Source organism: Staphylococcus sp. FW104-15G4D, from assembly GCF_058790135.1.
Map to the genome: position 1 here is coordinate 1,118,116 of NZ_JBYTCH010000001.1, position 20,434 is coordinate 1,138,549.

The window sequence follows — 20,434 nt, forward strand, 5'->3', positions numbered from 1 at the left end:
CTTTAAGACATGGTAATCTTTTTAATTATTTTCCTCATTTAACTTTCTAATAATTTCATAAGCGCCTTGTTCTTTCAATACGCGACTAACTTCTTGACCTAATTCAACAGGATCTAAACCTTTGGCAGTATGTTCATAACGTTCTTTTCCATCTGGTGTCATAATTAATCCTGTGAACTCGATTTGCTTATCACCATCTATAGTGGCGTACCCACCGATGGGTACTTGGCAACTGCCATCCATCTCCGACAAGAAGGTACGTTCAGCAGTAACACATTGTGCGACATCTTGATTATGCACTTTTTTAAGCAACTCTAAAAGTTCTTTATCATCGCTTCTACATTCTATACCTAGTGCTCCTTGTCCAATAGCTGGTAGAAGGACATCTTTATCTAAATAAGTTGTAACTATGTCGTCTGACCAACCCATACGTTTTAGACCTGCTGCAGCGAGTATAATTGCATCATAATCTTCTGTTTCTAATTTTTTTAAACGCGTATCTATATTACCGCGGATCCATTTAATTTCCAAATGAGGATATTTAGATAAAATCTGTGCACCTCGACGAAGTGAACTTGTACCGACTATACTACCCTCTGTTAACTCACTTAGTGGGGTGTGATTTTTCGAAATATAAGCATCGAATGGAACTTCACGATCTGGAATACATCCTAATGTAAGACCTTCGGGAATAATACTTGGCACATCTTTCAGAGAATGAATAGCCATATCGCTTTCTTTATTAAATAATTCATTTTGAATTTCTTTAACAAATAGACCTTTACCTCCAACTTTGGATAGTTGTTTATCTACAATTTGGTCCCCTTTTGTAACAATTTCTTTGATTTCGATGTCTAAATCAGGATCGATTTTTTTTAATTTATCTATAAATTGTTGACTTTGAGTCAAAGCTAGTTTACTTCTACGTGATCCAACAACGAGTTTACGCATATGTTGAATGCCTCCTAGGTACTAAAATCTATTAAATACTCGAAATAGTAAAAATTAAGCAACTTTTTAATTAAAGTGCGTTGTAAAGAATAAATTAATCATACTAAGACAGAATAGAATGATATTAAAATAAATTAAATTTCTTTGTGCAATCCATTTTCTAATACGTAACAGGATGTAAACACCATATAATAAAGTAATAATTGAAGAAAAGATAACTTTTGGATCTATAAAAATACGATTACCGATGGCAAAAACGCCCCATTGAGCACCTAAAATAATACTCAAAATAAGAACGATAAAGCCTATTAGTGTGGAGTAAAATATAATCGACTCTAAAGTAGCGACGCTACCAATTCTAAAGTAATTTTGATCAAAAATTTTCTCTTTTAAGTTTCTATATTGAATAATGTATAGCAAAGCATTCACAAATGCTACTGCAAAGAAGGCGTAACTTAACACAGCTAAACCTATATGAACAAGTAAAAGTTCATTAATCACAGCTACTTGTTGTACCTGTGTTTGATAGTGTTCAGGCTGAAACGTGTTCATCGCCATAAGTGCTAATCCTACTAAATTCAAGAAGAAAACGGAGAAATTAAGAACTTTAATTAAATTCAATATTAAAGAAAGTGAAATAATAATCCACGTAAGTGTGAAAAAGACATCAAATATCGAATTTAAAGGCACTTTTTGAGTTTGAATGATAAAAACAGATAAAGAGATTGTTTGTAATACCCAAACAATCCCTAATGAATAAACGCCTAAAGTCCTAACTTTATAACTTTTACTAATAAAATCTATAAAATAGAACACTATACTTAGAATATATATAATTAATATAATTTCATGAAATCGAATAAACAGGGTTTCTTGCATATTATCACCATATTAATATGCTTATTCAAAACTAAAAATTCGACGAGCAGAGATCTCCTGTGCTTTACTCTCTTTTTCTAGCTTAGCCTTTTCTCTAGGATCTTCGGCTTCAATGTCAAAAATGTTTTGAAATAGCTCTAATTTTTCAGTACTTTTCTTATCACTACTTAATTCTTTAGCCTGTTTGATTGGATCTTTCAACATTTGATTAATAATACTTTTTGTATGCTTAGAAATTACTTTTCTTTCTCTTTCTGAAAGATGAGGTAATTTACGGTCAATACTATCCATCGTTTCTGATTGTATATCCATAGCTTTATCACGTAATGCTCGAATGACAGGTACGACACCTAACATATTAACCCATTCATTGTGTGAGTCAATTTCAGATGGAATTTGTTGTGCAATCGTTTCAGCTGCAAGTTGACGTTCTCTTAAATTAGCGTCAACTAAACCTTTTAAATCATCAACGTCATAGTTAAAAATATTAGTGATTGCATCGATACCTGGTTCAATATCACGAGGTACCGCTATATCAATCATAACCAATGAATCAACTTTTCTACGATCAGAAATTTGATTAATCATTTCATTAGTAATGATATAATCTTGAGAACTTGTAGAGCTGATTACAATATCAGTTTGCTCTAACAATGAAGGTAAAGCATCTAAAGAATCAAATGATACATTATGTTTATTAGCTAAAATTTCTGCTTTAGCTAGAGTACGATTGACAATAGTAATGTTTGAGATACCAGAACCTAAAAGATTTAAGAGTGATAATTCACTCATTTCCCCTGCACCAATAATGACAGCATGTTTACTTTTTAATTTACCGAATACCTTTTTAGCTAATTCAACTGCAGCGTATGAAACACTTACTGCATTATCTGCAATGTCTGTTTCACTATGTGCGCGTTTAGCAAAAGTAATTGCCTGTTTAAATAAATGATTAAATATCGTTCCAGTAGTACCTGTTTCTTGGGCAAGGAAGAATGCATCACGCATTTGACCTAAAATTTGAGTTTCACCAAGTACTATTGAATCAAGACCAGAAATCACACGCAATAAATGTTCTACTGCGTCGTCCCCCACTTTGACTTCTGACATTACTTTAATATCATCTACATCGAATCCAAATGAACGTGCTAAAAATCGTTGAATATAGTAGCGTCCTGTATGGATTTGATCAACAACGGCGTATACTTCAGTACGATTACATGTAGATAAAATGACATTTTCTAAAATAGATTTAGTTTCATATAAATCTTCATGGGCTAATCGCAAGGCATCATCTCTAAAAGCAACTTGCTCTCTTAATGCTACATCAGCAGTTCGATGATTTATGCTAATTGCAATAAAATGCATTTATAACGCCCTCCATATACTAACAATAATCCAAGTATAACACATTTATATACACATTTAAGTTGATTGCTCAAATAAATTAGAAATATTCTAATCTAACTTCAATTTTTTGTCAAAATCATTACAAGCATTAATATTATCTTCCATCAAATATAGTTCATATCTAAATTTGTACTCGTTTAAGCAATCTTAATCAATAATAATTATAAATAAGTTGAGATGAGATCCCAAATTTGTTGTTGCTTATTATTTTTAATAGAAGAATAACTAATAATACTGTCCTCAGGTTCTAATTCAAGTTTATCCTTAATATTTTTTAAATGCTTTTGCACTTTTCCTTTAGCGATTTTATCTTCTTTAGTGCAGATAACTAGAGTAGGTATATCAAAATGTTTGAGATAATTATACATAAGCACATCATCTTCAGTCGGATTATGTCTTAAATCAACGAGTTGTATGACAAGTCTTAGATTTTCTCGTTGAGTTAAATACTCTTCTATCATTTTTCCGAATTTTTCTCTTTGTGCTTTACTCACTTTTGCATAGCCATACCCTGGTACATCTACAAAGATAAGTTGTTCATCGATATTAAAGAAATTAAGTGTTTGAGTTTTACCAGGTTGTTGAGATGTTCGAGCCATATTTTTTCGTCCTATCATACTATTGATAAATGTTGATTTACCAACATTTGAACGACCGCTTAAAGCAACTTCTGACAAATTTGTCTCAGGATATTGAGCCTCTTGAACAGCACTAATTATTAATTCAATATTATTAGGATTAATATTCATGTTAGATCCTCTCTTTATCACTTAAATTTAACTTAACTCTAACATTATATATGATTTAGTGTCGATAAGATATATTTGATTATATATTTAAATCAACACATAAAAAAACAGTGTCACAGAAGTGTGACACTGTTTAGCTTTTAAATTAAGCAGAAGTTTTATCTTCATTAACAAGATTACCTTCTGAATCATATAATTCAGGTTCAATCTCTTCATTAATTGTATTTTCAGTTATAACAACTTTACTTACATTTTCAGTTGATGGCACGTCATACATAATATCAATAAGTGCTTCTTCAATAATAGAACGTAAACCACGAGCACCAGTCTTACGCTCAATAGCTTTTTCACTTATAGCAGATAACGCTTCTTCAGTGAATTCTAACTCAACATTATCTAACTCAAGCATTTTAGTATATTGTTTAACTAATGCATTTTTAGGTTGAGTTAAAATATTTTTAAGCGCTGCAACGTCTAATGTTTCAAGGTTTGCAACAATAGGAACACGTCCGATAAATTCCGGAATTAAACCATATGATTGTAAATCTTCAGGTCTAATTTGTTCTAATAGTGCTTCTTCATCGTATTTGTCTGCTTCATTACTAGCAAAGCCAATAACTTTTTCACCTAGACGACGTTTGATAACTTCATCAATACCATCAAAGGCACCGCCTAAAATAAATAATATATTTGTCGTATCAATTTGAATTAATTCTTGATTTGGATGTTTACGGCCACCTTGTGGAGGAACACTTGCAGTTGTACCTTCTAAAATTTTAAGTAATGCTTGTTGTACACCTTCACCTGAAACATCACGTGTAATTGAAGTATTTTCAGATTTACGAGCAATTTTATCAATCTCATCTACATAAATGATACCTTTTTCAGCTTTATCTATATCAAAGTCTGCAGCTTGGATTAAACGTAATAGTATATTTTCAACATCATCACCAACGTAACCGGCTTCAGTAAGACTTGTTGCATCAGCAATAGCAAAAGGTACATTAAGCGTTTTAGCTAATGTTTGAGCTAATAATGTTTTACCGCTACCCGTTGGACCTATTAAAGCGATGTTACTTTTCTGTAGTTCAACATCATCATCGCTTGGTCCTAATTGTTGAATTCGTTTGTAATGATTATATACAGCTACTGCTAATGATTTTTTAGCTTTTTCTTGGCCGATAACATATTCATTTAAATGATCCATTATTTCTTTAGGAGTTGGTAATTCAGTAAATCCTTCAGACGTATTTTGAGCTAATTCTTCTTCAACGATTTCAGAGCATAATTCAATACACTCATTACAAATATATACGCCACTTCCTGCGACTAATTTTTTAACTTGATCTTGGTCTTTACCGCAGAAAGAACATTTTAAATTTTCTTCATCTTCATTGAATTTGAACATTCTTATATACACCCCTATTCTTTAAAGACTATACTAGATTGTATTCTACAATGCAACTTTATACATTTACAATTTATCTGCTTACATAGTTATGAGGCTGGGACATGATTCATTGTCTCAGCCTCACTCAACATATTGGCAGTAGATGTCTGAATTGGAAGCGCGCTTATACCAAGATTCTTCCAACATATTCATCTTTGTCAACAGGGCCCAACATAGTGAATTTCATTTTAGCGAAATTCTACAAGTAGGGTAAGTTGGGAGAGGGACAATGAAAATAATTTTGACAAATTATATTTCGCCCCTCTCCCACTTTATGACATTAACATAGTATACGAACAATCAGTAATTGATTAAATAGCGCAAGTTAAATTAACTTTACTTGTTAATTAGTCTTCTTTTGTTGATTCAACATATTTAGCATTATCTCTTAATAAGTCAATAACTTTTTGGATACGAACATCATTTTTAACAATGTCAGTATTACCTAATGTTGATTTAATATCTTCAACTGAAATATTAAATTGTTCACTCATTTTTTCTAATTCTTTATCGATGTCTTCGTCTGAAACTTCAACATTTTCAGCATCAGCAATAGCAGTTAAAGTTAAGTTTGTTTTAACGCGTTGCTCTGCATCGTCTTTCATTTGTTCTCTTAGTTGATCTTCATTTTGACCTGAGATTTGATAATAAGTTTGTAAATCTAAACCTTGTTGTTGAATTCTTTGGCCAAACTCTTGAATCATACGATCTAATTCAGTGTTAACCATAGCCTCTGGAATGTCGATTGTAGTGTTCTCAGTTGCTTTGTTGATGGCTTCTTCTTTTTCAGTATTTTCAGCTTCAGTAGCTTTTTGTTCAGATAAACGTTTGCGTAAGTTTTCTTTATACTCATCTACTGTTTCAGCATTAGAATCTAATTCGTTCGCAATTTCATCATTAAGCTCTGGAACGTCTTTATATTTAATTTCATTGACTTTAGTTTTGAAAGTAGCTTCCTTACCAGCTAATTCTTCAGCATGGTATTCTTCTGGGAATGTAACGACTACATCTTTTTCTTCGCCAGTTTTCATACCTTCTAATTGTTCTTCAAATCCTGGAATGAATGAACCAGAACCAACTTCTAGGTCGTAACCTTCAGCTTGTCCACCTTCAAATTCTTCACCGTCAACAGAACCTGTGAAGTCGATGTTTACTGTATTGCCATTTTCAACAGCTCCATCTTCTTTAACAACCATTTCTGCTAAATGACCTAAACTATGATCAATTGATTCTTGCAATTCATCATCTGTAAGTTCAGTATCTTGTTTTTCAATTTCAAGACCTTTATAGTCGCCCAATTTAACTTCAGGTTCAACTGTTACTGTAGCATCGAAAATAAAGTCTTTACCTTTTTCAATTTGAGTAACGCTTACTTCAGGTTGCGCTACTGGGTTGATACCAGTTTCATCAATAGCTTCACCGTAAGCTTCAGGTAATAAGATATCAACTGCATCTTGGTATAATGCCTCTACACCAAAACGTTGTTCAAAAATTTGACGAGGCACTTTACCTTTACGGAAACCAGGCACATTAATTTGTTTAACTACTTTTTTGAATGCTTGATCTAATGCTTTGTCTACTTTTTCTGCTGGAACTGTAACTGTTAATACGCCTTCGTTACCTTCCTTTTTTTCCCAAGTTGCTGTCATGTATAAATACCTCCATGATTGACTAATTTATTTTTTCAACTTCCCTATTATATCATAGGTTCAAAACGTAAACAAACATTGAAAATACTGACTTTTTCATGTTTATTTGTTTTCAATAGATACTATATTAAAATTCTTTTAGCTAATTTGCAACAAATGAATTTTAGCTTTCAATATCTAAAGATTTTATGAATTCAAGTGTGTTTAAGTTTTCAACAGTTATATCTATACCAAGTAACGCTTTGAAATAAACATCGTATGCATTTATCCAATCTTCTATATCATACAAATCTTCAATATTTAATGGATATAGAAGAATCGAGTGATTATTCATGATATGATGAGCCTCATCTACAATATTCAAAGCCCCATCTTCAAGCCTTTGAATTACTTGAGGAATAACTAGTTTCTTCATTATTGTATGTTCAAGTCCACATAATTTCGATGGTATAACTTGTGCACTAAGACGATATTTGTTAATATCAATTGTTCGTTGATAACCCGCAAATCTTAAATATTCTAGCATCAAGCTTTTTATATTATTAGGTAAATCTAATGTTGTTAATAAATGAGCGATACTTTCTTTAAATTGATAATGACCGTTATCAATAAGTTGGAGGATTAGTGCTGTCTGTTCTCTACTATTGAACTCATCAAATTGAGATAAAGAAGTTGAAATCATTTTTCTATCTTGATCAAGTTTAGATTGTGCATATTCTTTCAATGGAAATAATTCCATTCTCGTTTTATGATTTTTAACTTCATCGATAATTTGATTAATTACTTCGACCGCTTGGTAATATTGACCTAATCCATTTAAACTTTTTATATAATAAATCATTAAATCGTCATAGCAATTTAATCCACGCTTTAATAATATAATTGCTTCTTCTCTTAATTCTAAAAAAGAGCTCATCTGATGAAGCATCCAACATTTTTTCAATGCTAATTCTTCACTAAGTTCAAAATGCATTTCATACTTCTCAAACAAATCATACATTAAATCAAGATCAAGACTCGTTTGAGCTTCATTAATTTGCTTTCTTATTTTCTCCTCTGATTGTGGAAATGGAATTACATTTGACATTGATTATGCACTCCAATCTTTATAAATCTTGAAGAATTAAAGCACTCCATGTCTCAAAATCATCATACGACTCAATACTACCCTTTTCTACCCATTTAATTCTAAGGGTATCTGTCTCTTTCGCTTCAACATCAGTAGTACTTACAGTTATTTTAAAAACAATGCCCATGTGAACTTTTCCTACTTCATTATTATCATCGTTAATAAATCCAAGATATTCCATGTTTTGAGAATCTTCTTTTGCAAGGCCAACTTCTTCTTCTAATTCTCTTTGAGCATTAACTCTTAGTACTTCATTGATAGAGTCTGCTCCCATAACATCGTTCATATGACCACCTACTCCTATAGAAGATTGACCATGCAACCTTTTTTCTCCTCCGCCAGATAAGCGCTCATATACAAGGATTTCACCTTTTTCATTTTCTAATAAACAATATGAAATAAGCTGTTTAAATGTGGAATCCTCTTCCATATCTCCACGTCTTTTTACTTCGTATTCATTTAGTGCATTAAAGATATCTTTACCTTTAATATTATTTTTATGTAAAAATCCATTAAAAGCATTTTTCTCATCATTAAATAGTACTTTTCGTGGAACAACGATAATTTGTTCATCAAATTTAGACATATTAATCTCCTTTAGGTATATACTTTTATATCAGTCATTTTAGCAAAAATCTACTTATTTTGCGATTTACTTTATTATGAAGTTTTAATAACAAAAATCTTAATGGCAATTGATAATGATACACAACTATGAATTGCCATAAAAAAAGAGATGACACCTGAGTCATCTCTTAATCTAATATTATTTTAAAGCTTCTTTAGCTTTAGTAACTAATTCACCGAAAGCTTTGTCATCTGAAATAGCAATTTCTGATAACATTTTACGGTTAATATCGATTTCAGCTTTTTTCAAACCGTTCATTAAACGAGAATAGCTGATGTCGTGTTGACGTGCAGCAGCGTTAATACGTGTAATCCATAATTTACGGAAGTCACGTTTACGTTGACGACGGTCACGGAAAGCATATTGACCTGATTTCATTACTTGTTGTTTAGCTACTTTATATAATGTATGTTTTGAACCGAAGTAACCTTTAGCTAATTTAATCGTTTTTTTACGACGTGCTCTTGTTACTGTTCCACCTTTAACTCGTGGCATAATAATTCCTCCTTAGATATTATCTATCTTGTAATTTCGTATTAAATATTATTTTTTGTAAGCTAATAATTGTTTTACGCGTTTCATATCACTTTTTGAAACTAATTTAGCTTTACGTAATTGACGCTTTTGTTTAGTGTTTTTGTTTGCGAATAAGTGAGATGTGAAAGCTCTTGAACGTTTTAATTGACCAGAACCAGTTCTTTTAACACGTTTAGCAGCTCCACGGTGAGTTTTCATTTTAGGCATGATTCATTTCCTCCTATTATTTAACGATTATTTTTCATTGATAGGCGCTAACATGATAAACATTTGACGCCCTTCCATTTTAGGCTTTTGTTCAACTGTTGCTATATCTTTACATTCATCTGCAAATTGTTCTAATACACGTTGACCAATTTCTTTATGCGTAATCGCACGACCTCTGAAACGAATAGAAACTTTACATTTGTCGCCTTTAGATAAGAATTTACGTCCATTTTTCAACTTAGTTTGGAAATCATGTTCCTCAATTGTTGGACTTAAACGTAATTCTTTAACATTAATGACTTTTTGTTTCTTCTTCATTTCTTTTTCTTTTTTCTGTTGTTCGAATTTATATTTACCGTAGTCCATAATTCTCGCAACAGGTGGTTTCGCATTTGGTGCGACAACAACTAAATCTAAATCAACTCGTTCAGCCATTTCTAAAGCTTCACGTTTCGATTTCACACCAATTTGATCACCATCTTGGCCGATTAAACGTAGTTCTTTTGCACGAATTCTCTCATTAACTTGAGTTTGATCTTTTGCTATGGTTGACACCTCCTAGAGTTTTACGAAATTGTCCCAAGCAAAAAAGAAGAGCGAGTAACAATACCCGCTCTTCTTCCACACATTTATTGTGTAACATGATTAACCTGCCAACTGCTATTGCGTCGCTACAGGTGAGAAGCGGGTGCTTCTACTTGGTTCGTTTCGTATTCAACGTTACTAATCATATCAATAATAAACATGTAAGTCAATTGTTTTTTTGTTATTTATTGTGATGTCTAATTTCATCCATCGAAACATCTTGTCTTAAATCAACTTTTTTAAGTGGAATCATTTTCGTTTTATAGCGTAGCTTATGGTAAATGAAGAATGCTAAGAAAACAGGTATTCCCATATAAGTAATAACAAAACGATTAAGATCAAAATGTCCTGTTTTTATAAAGTCTACATCTTGTCCGATGATAACAATTATACATAATATACCTGCAAATATAGGGCCAAATGGGAACAGCTTAGCCTTATATTTAAGTTTACTTTTATCATAATCTTGTTTATCAAATGCTCGTCTGAATCTATAGTGACTTATTGCTATACCTACCCAAGCGATAAACCCTGTCATACCACTAGCTGCAACAATATATTCATATGCATCTCCACTTATATGCTGTAAAGCAAAGATAATTACAACAAGTACACCAGTAGCAATTAATGATAAATAAGGTACGCCACTTTTGTTAGTCTTACCAAAAGAAGAAAATGCTAATTTGTCTTTACTCATTGAATATAACATACGAGTTGATGCATACATTCCTGAGTTACCAGCAGATAAAACAGACGTTAATATAACGGCGTTCATAAATGATGCTGCAAAAGCAAGACCAGCATTTTTGAACACAAGTGTAAATGGAGAAGTAGAAATGCTATCTCCACCGCCCATTAGAGACTTACTATCATAAGGAATTAACATACCTATTATGAATATTGCTAAAATGTAAAATAATAAGATACGCCAAAACACTTGCTTAATCGCTTTAGGGACGGCTCTTTCTGGATTTTCAGACTCACCAGCTGTGATACCTATTAATTCTGTTCCTTGGAATGAGAAACCTGCAACAAGGAATACTCCTAAAATTGATAATAGGCTACCACCTAAATTTCCACCTAGAATAGGACCATCACCTTTGGTAAATGTATCAAAACCGACGTATTTACCACCCATAATTCCAACAATTGTTAATAAACCAATGACAATAAATATAACTACAGTTATTACTTTTATTAAAGCGAACCAATATTCACTTTCACCATAAATTCTCACTGATAAAGAATTTAGGGCAAATATAATTACTAAAAAGATACAACTCCAAACCCACGCTGGTATACCTTGCATAGGTGACCAATACTGTATAACCTGTGCAGCAATGGTAACATCAGCAGCAACAGTTATTACCCAGTTAAACCAATAGTTCCAACCTAATGCAAATCCCAGTGATGGATCAACAAAGCGTGTAGCATATGTACTAAATGAACCGGAAACTGGTAAATAAGTAGCCATTTCCCCAAGAGATGTCATCAGGAAGAATACCATTGTACCAATAATTGCATAAGCAATTAAAGCACCTAACGCACCAGCATCATGAATAGCACCACCAGATGTCATGAATAGACCTGTACCAATACAACCGCCTATAGCGATCATTGAAATATGACGGTCTTTTAATCCTCTTTGGACACCGTCATTTTGATTTTCTTTTTTACTCATAGAAGCTCCCTTTCCTTGTCTTAGAGGCTAACATGTAACTATTTTTCTCTTTGTGTAATAAATATATATTTTAAATATGAAAGTTTGATTAAAAAATTTATAAGCAACAAACTTTGTAACAATAATAGCACTAAATCATTTATTAAGCTAAATACTACACAATACGAAAATAAAAAGTGGTTACATACCTTTAAGATATGCAACCACTTAGGTTTTATCTATATAAGGTAGCACATCACATTCTGTGACAGTACAGCTTCTTGTCGAAAACTGTCCCAACAATTATAAATTATGGTTTTACAATTGTTTCGGCATCGTTACCTTTCACTAATTCAACACATGTCCCATACGACTTCTGACTAGTTACTAATTAAAGATGCAACCTCTAACTCTAATTTTATTTCATTCATCTGTAATATACATGATACGACCTATCTTTTCAAGGTTATCTATGTTTTTTCAAACGAATTTCATCCACCAAATTCCAAATAAATTCATCTTTTTCAAGTGTTTCTTGATCTTGGGAACCATATTGTCTTACATTGACTTCATTATTTTCTACTTCTTTATCCCCTACAACAATTTGGTATGGTATTTTTTGCATTTGCGCTTCACGAATTTTATAACCCATTTTTTCATTACGATCATCAATCTCAACACGAACGCCTTGCGATTTAAGTTCATCTTGTAATTGGCGGGCGTAATCATAATGTAAATCTACATTAACTGGAATGATTTCGACTTGTTTTGGTGCTAACCATGTTGGGAAAGCTCCTTTAGTTTCTTCAGTAAGGAATGCGACGAAACGTTCCATTGTAGAAACAACACCTCGGTGAATAACTACTGGTCTATGTTGTTCACCATCACTACCAATATAAGTGAGTTCAAAACGTTCAGGTAGTAAGAAATCAAGCTGCGCAGTAGATAAAGTTTCTTCTTTACCCATCGCAGTTTTAACTTGAACATCAAGTTTAGGACCATAAAATGCCGCTTCACCAATAGCTTCTACATATGGTAGACCCATTTCATCAACTGCTTCTTTGAGCATTGATTCAGCTTTATTCCACATTTCATCATCATCCATATATTTTTCTTTATCTTCTGGGTCTCTGTAGCTTAATCTGAAAGTGTAATCCTTAAAACCGAAGTCTTCATAAACTTCTTGAATCATATTGACTACTCTTTTGAACTCTTCTTTAATTTGATCTGGTCTCACGAATATATGAGAATCGTTAAGAGTCATTCCACGAACACGTTGTAAACCTGAAACTGCACCACTTGCTTCATATCTATGCATAGTACCTAATTCCGCAATACGGATTGGTAATTCTCGGTAAGAGTGTGGTTTATTATTATAAATCATCATATGGTGTGGACAGTTCATTGGTCTTAATACCATTTCTTCAGTTTCATCTAATTTCATAGGTGGAAACATGTCATCTTGGTAATGATCCCAGTGACCAGAAGTTTTATATAAATCAACATTTGCTAATACTGGAGTATATACATGGTCATATCCCATGCTCACTTCTTTATCTACAATATAGCGTTCAATTTCACGTCTGATTGTAGCGCCATTTGGTAACCATAAAGGTAATCCAGCACCAACAAGTTGGCTATTAGTAAATAATTCTAAATCTTTACCGATTTTACGGTGATCTCTTTCACGACGTTCTTCAAGCATTTGTAAATGCGCTTTTAAATCCTTTTTATCAAAAAACGCAGTACCGTATATACGTTGTAACATTTTATTGTTACTGTCACCACGCCAATAAGCACCTGCAGTTGATAGTAATTTAAACTCTTTTATCTTAGAAGTCGAAGGTACATGTACACCACGACATAAATCAGTGAATTCACCTTGTGAGTATAAAGTAACGCTCTCATCTTCTGGAATTGCATCAATAAGTTCTAATTTATATGGATCATCTTTGAAGAATTCTTTAGCTTCATCTCTACTTACAACTTTTCGTTCTATTTTATAATTCTCATTAACGATTTGCTTCATCGTTTTTTCTATTTTTTCAAAATCATCTGATGATACTTTTTCATCCATATCAAAGTCATAGTAAAATCCGCCTTCAACCACCGGACCTACACCAAATTTCACATCACCATATAAACGCTTCAAAGCTTGTGCCATTAAATGCGCAGTAGAATGTCGTAAAACCTCTAAAGCCTCTTCACTACCTGGTGTAACAATCTCAATTGATCCATCTTCCTCAAGTGGTCTAGTTAAATCTACCATTTGACCATTAAATTTACCTGCTACAGCTTTCTTTCTTAAACCTGGGCTAATAGATTGAGCGATGTCTTCAGTAGTAGTACCTTTATCAAATTCTTTTGAATTACCATCTGGAAATTGAATATTAATTTGATCCATATTAAACCCTCCTAAATATTAAAAAGATCTGATCGTTGACTTATTGAATGATTAAGATAAATATCCACAAAACAAAAAACTCGCCCCCTATAACAAGGGACGAGTTTGTCGTGGTACCACCCTAGTTGCTCAGCTTTATAAAAATAATAACTAAGCTACTCTACATGAGATAACGGTCTCGAGCCGGATATTCATTACAAATATCATTATGAAGTAGTAATAATTTAATATATTAGCCATATTCTCATCAACTAATGACTTTCTGTGTAATAGTGATTAAATTATCTTATCTTCAATAGTTTCAACGATTAAGATTTAAGTCCATTATACACCTCATAAGATAAAATTCAATTGTTTCTATAATTTTTACCTTCTAAATAATATGGCGTAGATAGTGTTTTCACACGTTCAATAATTCTAGCTGCTTTAGTTTTCTCAGCTCCATCTCTCGTCATAGATAAATGATGCTCTAATTCACTATAGTCGAAGTTCGAACTGAAAAACGTAGGTAACTCATGAACCATTCTATAATGTAATAATGGTCCGATAATTTCATCTCTTACCCATGGTGTAACCTCTTCAGCACCTATATCATCAAGCATAAGTATATTAGCTTCACGCACACGTTCTAGTTTCTTTTCAAAACTACCGTCTTTGAAGCCACCTTTTAAAGTACGAATAAATTCAGGTAAGTAAACAATAGTGGATGAAATCTTCTTCGATTTGAGTTGATTAGCAACTGCACCTAATATAAATGACTTACCTGTTCCAAAAGGGCCATACAAATATAATCCTTTTACTTTTTCATTATTAGCTATATTTGTGCATATTTCATCTGCAGCCATCGCTACGTCCAAACGATCACGTTCAGTCATGTAAATATCTTTTAATTTTGCATCTAATGTATCACGTTGCATATGATGTGAGGTGATGAGTTGAGAGTTAAAGCGTTCTTCATCATGTTTAATTTTACATGGACATTTCAAATATCTAATCTTAATTCTTTCATTTTCTATATACAACTCAGGTACGTGCCCTTTAACAAAATTAGGACATTCTTCAAAACGATGACCATCATAATGCTTCTGTTGATCTTTATACTCTTGTAAAACATTTAAATCTTCATCAATCATTGCATTCGTAAGTTGAGATTGATGTTGCTCTAGAAACTCTTTAACATCTGGGTCTTTTATAACATTTTGCTTGATTTTCTCAATACGTTTATTTAAGTCGTCTGACGCACCCATTATGTTCTTGAAACTTTTCATTACTCATTGCCCTCCTCCCATTTTTTATTCAAACGTTCTAAGAATGCTTTTCGATCTTTTTCTAATTTTTCATCTTTTGTGGTTGAATCTTTTGTAGCTGATGAATTTGATTGAGCCTCTCTATTTTCAAGCCATTTTGGAGTTTTCTCTTTTGAAATAAGTTGCTTGTTTTGTCTGGAATAGTTTCTATTCCCTTTGAAATTTTGGTCATAACTTTTAGGTTGATTAACTTGAAGTGCATAGTTGTACGCTTGCTTAGCTGTTTTAATATCTTTTTTCTTCCAATTTGATGCAATTTCGAATATGTAAGATTTGGGTAACTTCATATCTTCTTTTAGCATAACAAATTGCAATAGTATATTAATCACACCGAAACTCATTTTTTCTCTATCAATTAATTCTTCAATCATACTTTTTTGTGATTGCGTAGGTTCAGAACCTGACCAACTCGCTAACATATCTATAGGACTAGTTTCGTCTAATAGTTGTAACCATTCATCAGTATTATCTAGGGGTGTATCTTTTTCTTGAGTTGATTTATCAAAAGACTCACCTTTCAATTGTAATTTAGGCAAATGATTTTCGTGTTCAATCAAATAATATGATCGTGCTTGCTTGCGCATTTCTTCAAATGATAATTGTTGTGCACTAGTAATTGAATTTAATATAACTTTTTTCATTCCATCGGCAGTCAAACCATATAACGTAGCCAATTGAATAATTAATTCTTTAGCATCTTTAGTTACGATTTCATTACTGATAAAGTGTTGATTTAACATATGGCTCAACATTTCGAAATCAAATGTCTCATTGGATAAATCAATACCACTATAGTGATTAGCTTGTTTAAGATTAGATAAATCTTGATTCAAAACCTTTTTGGGTACATTAAAAACTTCAGTAAACTTCCTAGTCGTTTGTTGATAATGACTTAAATCCTTTTTGTCTTTTTCAAAATGATTCTTTAAAGACTGATAACGATTTTTATCAACTTCACTATATAAAAAAACAGATAACATAGGATCATTAAAAAATTGATAAGCTGTAGGAGGTTGTATTAATTGATATACAAATCGTGTTTGCTGCTCTTCATGCTTAACAAAGGTTTTAATTAACCCGATAGCTTCTAAATAATCCATCTGCTTTCTAAAGTCTAAAAGATTGATTTTTAACTCATTCATAAATATGTAATGAGTGAGCGGATAATGATGATGGTCGTCTACAAATTGATTGATAAAGTGATAAAGCCCTATAGATTGCGGACCGATTAACGGCGTAAAGAGACGGTTCAATATTTCTAAATGTTCTGTCGTTAATTGAAATTCTTTGATGACTTCGAAGCTATCTTGAGGTCTTAACCCATACTCATACGACTGTAATCCCATTTAATAATCACTCCGTTTATTATCACTCAAGATTCCTTGCATTGAAGCAAGTAATTGGTCAACGTCCTTAAACTCTTTGTAGACAGATGCAAATCTAACATATGAGACTTGATCAACATGCATTAATAATTTCATAACATGCTCTCCTATATCTCTTGAGGATATTTCAGTTTGACCTTCGTCACGTAATTGCCATTCGACTTTATTGGTAATATCTTCCAATTGTTGGTATCTTACTGGTCTCTTTTCACAAGATCTCACTAACCCATTTAATATTTTTTCTCTTAAAAATTGTTCTCGAGTACCATCTTTTTTAACAACGATAAGCGGACTTACTTCAATGTGTTCAAAAGTAGTAAACCGAGTTCCACAATTTTCACATTCTCTTCTTCGTCTTATTGCATTTGCATCATCTGCGTGTCTAGAATCAACTACTCTAGAATGTGTTGAATTACATTTTGGGCATTTCATTTATGTCACCCTCTTAAGTTTGATTAACGTACATTATACTACATAATTGTATTGTAAAAAAGAAAGGTTATTTACGCTAGAATTTAGATTTTAATGCTATAAATATAGATTTTTAAATGATATTTTACTATAAAATTGAATCTTTGGATAAATGTTTAAAACAGAAATTTAAATTAAGTTAATTACGCTTTCTAATGTTTTTATTATAAAGATATAAGTCTTACTACAAATTTCCAAAAAGAAAGCTGTCAACAAAGGATAAAGATCAACCAATATGAGTTAGATGAATACTAACTTTATGATTGTTCATACTTTGTCGACAGCTTATAATTACATGTCTTATACTGTTTTTTAATTATACTGCTTTAACAGTGGCCACTTTCTCAATCAGTTCTCCAATTTGTTCAGCTACTTCTACAACACGATTAGAGTAACCCCATTCATTATCATACCAAGCAATTACTTTTACTTTATTCTCACCCATAACCATAGTAGATTGAGAATCTAAAACTGCAGAATTAGGATTCGTATTAAAGTCTACTGATACTAAAGGTGCATCTTCAACATCTAAAATGCCATCTAAGTCCGATTGTCTAAATGCTTCATTTACTTCTTCAGCAGTGACATTTTTTTCTAAATCAACGACTAAATCAACAAGTGAGACATTCTTAGTTGGAACACGTAAAGCCATTCCATGAAGTTTCCCTTCAACTTCTGGTAACACTTCTTTAAGCGCTTTAGCGGCACCAGTTGAAGTTGGAATAATACTTTCATTGCAAGAACGTGCTCTACGTAAATCCTTATGAGGATTATCAATATTTTTTTGATCGTTAGTAATGGCATGAACAGTTGTCATTAAACCATTTACAATGCCAAACTTATCATTCAAGACCTTTGCAACTGGACCGATACAATTGGTAGTACATGAAGCATTACTAAAGATGTCATATTGATTAATATCAAGTTTGTCATCATTAACACCTTTAACAATCATTTGTACCTCTCCACCTTTTGAAGGGCCTGTGAGTAATACTTTCTTTGCACCTGCATTAATATGAGCAATGGCTTTATCTCCATGATTAAATTTACCAGTAGCTTCAATAACAATGTCGATATCTAATTCATTCCATGGTAAGTTTTCTGGATTTCTATCAGAAACAAGTTTAATTTCATGATTATCTACTTTAATACCATTTTCTGTTGCTTCAACTTTTTTATCATATGTACCATGAGTTGTATCATAATTAATTAAATGTGCAATAGTTTCAGAAGGATAACTTGCATTAATCGCTACAACATTTAAGTTTTCGTTTTTTAAAGCTATACGTAGCACCATTCTTCCAATTCTACCCATTCCATTAATCGCGATATTCGTTGACATTAAAAAGCACCCCTTGAACATTTATTTATATGTTATACTTTATGAAATTAGTATAACATATTATCTGTCTTTTGAAAGCGTTTCCCTATACTCATGTTCGAACTTTTATCTATCATTTTAAATAAGTTATACTTATTATTTAACATACAAAAATAAAAAACGTACACAAAACAATGCTTTGTGTACGTTAACTTTATTAATCGATATAACCTTCTTCTTCAAGAAGTTGTTGTAAATTTTGTTTTAATTCAAGTTTATCACCTAGATTGTCTATGACATGATCCGCCATTCTACTTTTCTTATCAATAGATATTTGACTATACACACGTGCCTTAGCATCTTCTTGTGATAAATCATTTCTTTCCATTAAACGTTCAATTTGAATACTTTCAGAAGTGTAAACTACCCAAACTTCATCCACAGTATCTTGTAAATCATTTTCAAATAACAAAGGAATATCCATAATGACATTGTATCCCTCATTTAGGTAGTGATTCTTCTCTTCTTCCATTATTTCTCTAACAATAGGATGAACTATCTTATTAAGTTCTATTCGTTGTTCTGGATTATTAAAGACAAGTTCTCCAACATATTTACGATTCATCTCACCATTGTCGTCAATAGCTTCTTGACCAAATTTCTCTCTTATTTGATCTAATCCTTTTGAACCCTTCTTAACAGCTTTTCGAGATGCAACATCCGCATCAACAACCTTAAATCCATAAGCAGTTAATAATTCTGAGACTGTTGATTTACCAGTTGCGATTCCACCTGTTAGTCCAATAATCTTTGGCATATTTTCACGCTTCCTTTATTTCTGACAATTTGGGCAAAAATGACTATTTCTAGTGGCAATCACTTTTGTTTCTATTTCATGCCCACATGTTTTACAATATTTCTGTTTATAAACATTTAAATGCAATTGCATTTCTCCGGTTTTACCGTCAGCATGGCGATAATCAGAAATACTTGTTCCACCGTATTTAATACCCTCTTCAAGAACTTCTCGAACATAATAAAATAACATCTCTTTTTGTTGATGACTCAATGAGTTAGCAATTTTATCAGGTCGAATACCAGTTCTATAAAGTGCTTCACAAGCATAAATATTACCAGCACCGGCAATCACTTTATGATCTAAAATCATTTGTTTAATAGGTTTATTAGCGTATTTATTAATATCAAAACAACTCAGATAATGTATCATTGCTTCTTTATCAAATGGTTCTGGAGCTATTTCTAGAAAAGGAGGATAACTTTCATAATTGGCAATATTTCTAATTTCTCCAAAACGTCTAATATCTGAGTAAACTAATTTTTTACCATTGTTAAGTTCGAAAATCACTTGCCAATGTTTACGGTAATTTGGCGTTCCAATTTCTTCTAAATCATCTACTACAAAAAATCCTCCTGCCATACCTAAATGACTTATCAAAATTCTATGATCATTGTCTTTTTCAATATGAAAAACGATGTACTTACTACGCCTAAGAACTTCAGATATAACATAACCTTCAGTTAATTTTTTAAAACTATCTAACTCTATACCTTTTATAATTGTTTCTCTTTGATTATTTTTACCTTCGATTACCTTCTCTGAAAAAATAACTTTATCAATTTTTTCATTTATTACAAAAGGTTCTATACCTCTTTTAACATGTTCAACTTCTGGTAATTCTGGCATATTTTAA

Annotated in this window: 19 protein-coding genes, 1 riboswitch and 1 other annotated feature; all 19 genes read right to left on the reverse strand. The window is 32.1% G+C overall.

Translation table 11 applies throughout. The features are described 5' to 3' along the window. Nucleotides 1–21 precede the first annotated feature (21 nt). Complete coding sequence (gene hemC, locus AC3WQX_RS05465) at nt 22–951, reverse strand: hydroxymethylbilane synthase (protein ID WP_023350134.1); 930 nt, start codon at nt 949–951, stop codon at nt 22–24. Between the two features lie 66 nt (nt 952–1,017). After that, complete coding sequence (locus AC3WQX_RS05470) at nt 1,018–1,830, reverse strand: cytochrome C assembly family protein (RefSeq protein ID WP_023350133.1); 813 nt, start codon at nt 1,828–1,830, stop codon at nt 1,018–1,020. Between the two features lie 21 nt (nt 1,831–1,851). Continuing rightward, nucleotides 1,852–3,198 carry a glutamyl-tRNA reductase gene (gene hemA, locus AC3WQX_RS05475; RefSeq protein ID WP_492739889.1) on the reverse strand — a complete coding sequence of 449 codons (1,347 nt, stop codon included), beginning with the start codon at nt 3,196–3,198 and terminating at the stop codon, nt 1,852–1,854. A 203-nt stretch (nt 3,199–3,401) separates the two neighbouring features. After that, on the reverse strand, nt 3,402–3,989 hold the full coding sequence (gene yihA / locus AC3WQX_RS05480; RefSeq protein WP_002453415.1) for a ribosome biogenesis GTP-binding protein YihA/YsxC: 588 nt from the start codon (nt 3,987–3,989) through the stop codon (nt 3,402–3,404). A gap of 145 nt (nt 3,990–4,134) precedes the next feature. Continuing rightward, entirely contained in the window at nt 4,135–5,397 is a 1,263-nt protein-coding gene (gene clpX, locus AC3WQX_RS05485; RefSeq protein ID WP_002436051.1) for an ATP-dependent Clp protease ATP-binding subunit ClpX, read from the reverse strand. A 389-nt stretch (nt 5,398–5,786) separates the two neighbouring features. Further along, on the reverse strand, nt 5,787–7,088 hold the full coding sequence (tig, locus tag AC3WQX_RS05490; RefSeq protein WP_023350131.1) for a trigger factor: 1,302 nt from the start codon (nt 7,086–7,088) through the stop codon (nt 5,787–5,789). Nucleotides 7,089–7,251: 163 nt separating this feature from the next. Beyond that, a complete protein-coding gene (locus tag AC3WQX_RS05495; protein WP_023350130.1) occupies nt 7,252–8,175 on the reverse strand; it encodes a hypothetical protein in 924 nt (307 codons plus the stop codon). A gap of 19 nt (nt 8,176–8,194) precedes the next feature. Then, nucleotides 8,195–8,803, reverse strand: a complete 609-nt coding sequence (locus AC3WQX_RS05500; RefSeq protein ID WP_023350129.1) for an NUDIX domain-containing protein — start codon at nt 8,801–8,803, stop codon at nt 8,195–8,197. A 180-nt stretch (nt 8,804–8,983) separates the two neighbouring features. Then, nucleotides 8,984–9,340 carry a 50S ribosomal protein L20 gene (rplT, locus tag AC3WQX_RS05505; protein ID WP_002436058.1) on the reverse strand — a complete coding sequence of 119 codons (357 nt, stop codon included), beginning with the start codon at nt 9,338–9,340 and terminating at the stop codon, nt 8,984–8,986. A 48-nt stretch (nt 9,341–9,388) separates the two neighbouring features. Next, nucleotides 9,389–9,589, reverse strand: coding sequence for a 50S ribosomal protein L35 (gene rpmI, locus AC3WQX_RS05510; RefSeq protein ID WP_001830767.1), 201 nt, complete (start codon nt 9,587–9,589; stop codon nt 9,389–9,391). 27 nt (nt 9,590–9,616) lie between these two features. Beyond that, nucleotides 9,617–10,144 carry a translation initiation factor IF-3 gene (gene infC, locus AC3WQX_RS05515; RefSeq protein WP_002436083.1) on the reverse strand — a complete coding sequence of 176 codons (528 nt, stop codon included), beginning with the start codon at nt 10,142–10,144 and terminating at the stop codon, nt 9,617–9,619. Between the two features lie 27 nt (nt 10,145–10,171). Further along, nucleotides 10,172–10,295, reverse strand: a sequence feature (ribosomal protein L20 leader region). Between the two features lie 60 nt (nt 10,296–10,355). After that, nucleotides 10,356–11,855, reverse strand: coding sequence for an amino acid permease (locus tag AC3WQX_RS05520; protein WP_023350128.1), 1,500 nt, complete (start codon nt 11,853–11,855; stop codon nt 10,356–10,358). A gap of 220 nt (nt 11,856–12,075) precedes the next feature. Then, nucleotides 12,076–12,251, reverse strand: a riboswitch (Lysine riboswitch). A 49-nt stretch (nt 12,252–12,300) separates the two neighbouring features. Beyond that, nucleotides 12,301–14,238, reverse strand: coding sequence for a threonine--tRNA ligase (gene thrS / locus AC3WQX_RS05525; RefSeq protein ID WP_002453420.1), 1,938 nt, complete (start codon nt 14,236–14,238; stop codon nt 12,301–12,303). Between the two features lie 347 nt (nt 14,239–14,585). Further along, entirely contained in the window at nt 14,586–15,506 is a 921-nt protein-coding gene (gene dnaI / locus AC3WQX_RS05530) for a primosomal protein DnaI (protein ID WP_002469660.1), read from the reverse strand. Further along, the gene (dnaB, locus tag AC3WQX_RS05535; protein WP_030058645.1) at nt 15,506–16,891 is read right to left on the reverse strand and encodes a replicative helicase loading/DNA remodeling protein DnaB; all 1,386 of its coding nucleotides are present in this window, start codon (nt 16,889–16,891) and stop codon (nt 15,506–15,508) included. The genes dnaI and dnaB overlap by 1 nt, the downstream gene beginning before the upstream one ends. Next, nucleotides 16,892–17,362, reverse strand: a complete 471-nt coding sequence (gene nrdR, locus AC3WQX_RS05540) for a transcriptional regulator NrdR (protein ID WP_002436018.1) — start codon at nt 17,360–17,362, stop codon at nt 16,892–16,894. It abuts the gene before it with no gap. 355 nt (nt 17,363–17,717) lie between these two features. Then, nucleotides 17,718–18,743 carry a type I glyceraldehyde-3-phosphate dehydrogenase gene (gene gap / locus AC3WQX_RS05545; protein WP_023350126.1) on the reverse strand — a complete coding sequence of 342 codons (1,026 nt, stop codon included), beginning with the start codon at nt 18,741–18,743 and terminating at the stop codon, nt 17,718–17,720. Nucleotides 18,744–18,939: 196 nt separating this feature from the next. Further along, nucleotides 18,940–19,539: a dephospho-CoA kinase gene (gene coaE / locus AC3WQX_RS05550; protein ID WP_023350124.1), complete on the reverse strand. Its 600-nt coding sequence runs from the start codon at nt 19,537–19,539 to the stop codon at nt 18,940–18,942. Between the two features lie 15 nt (nt 19,540–19,554). Further along, nucleotides 19,555–20,427, reverse strand: coding sequence for a bifunctional DNA-formamidopyrimidine glycosylase/DNA-(apurinic or apyrimidinic site) lyase (gene mutM, locus AC3WQX_RS05555; protein ID WP_002436128.1), 873 nt, complete (start codon nt 20,425–20,427; stop codon nt 19,555–19,557). Nucleotides 20,428–20,434: the final 7 nt, after the last annotated feature.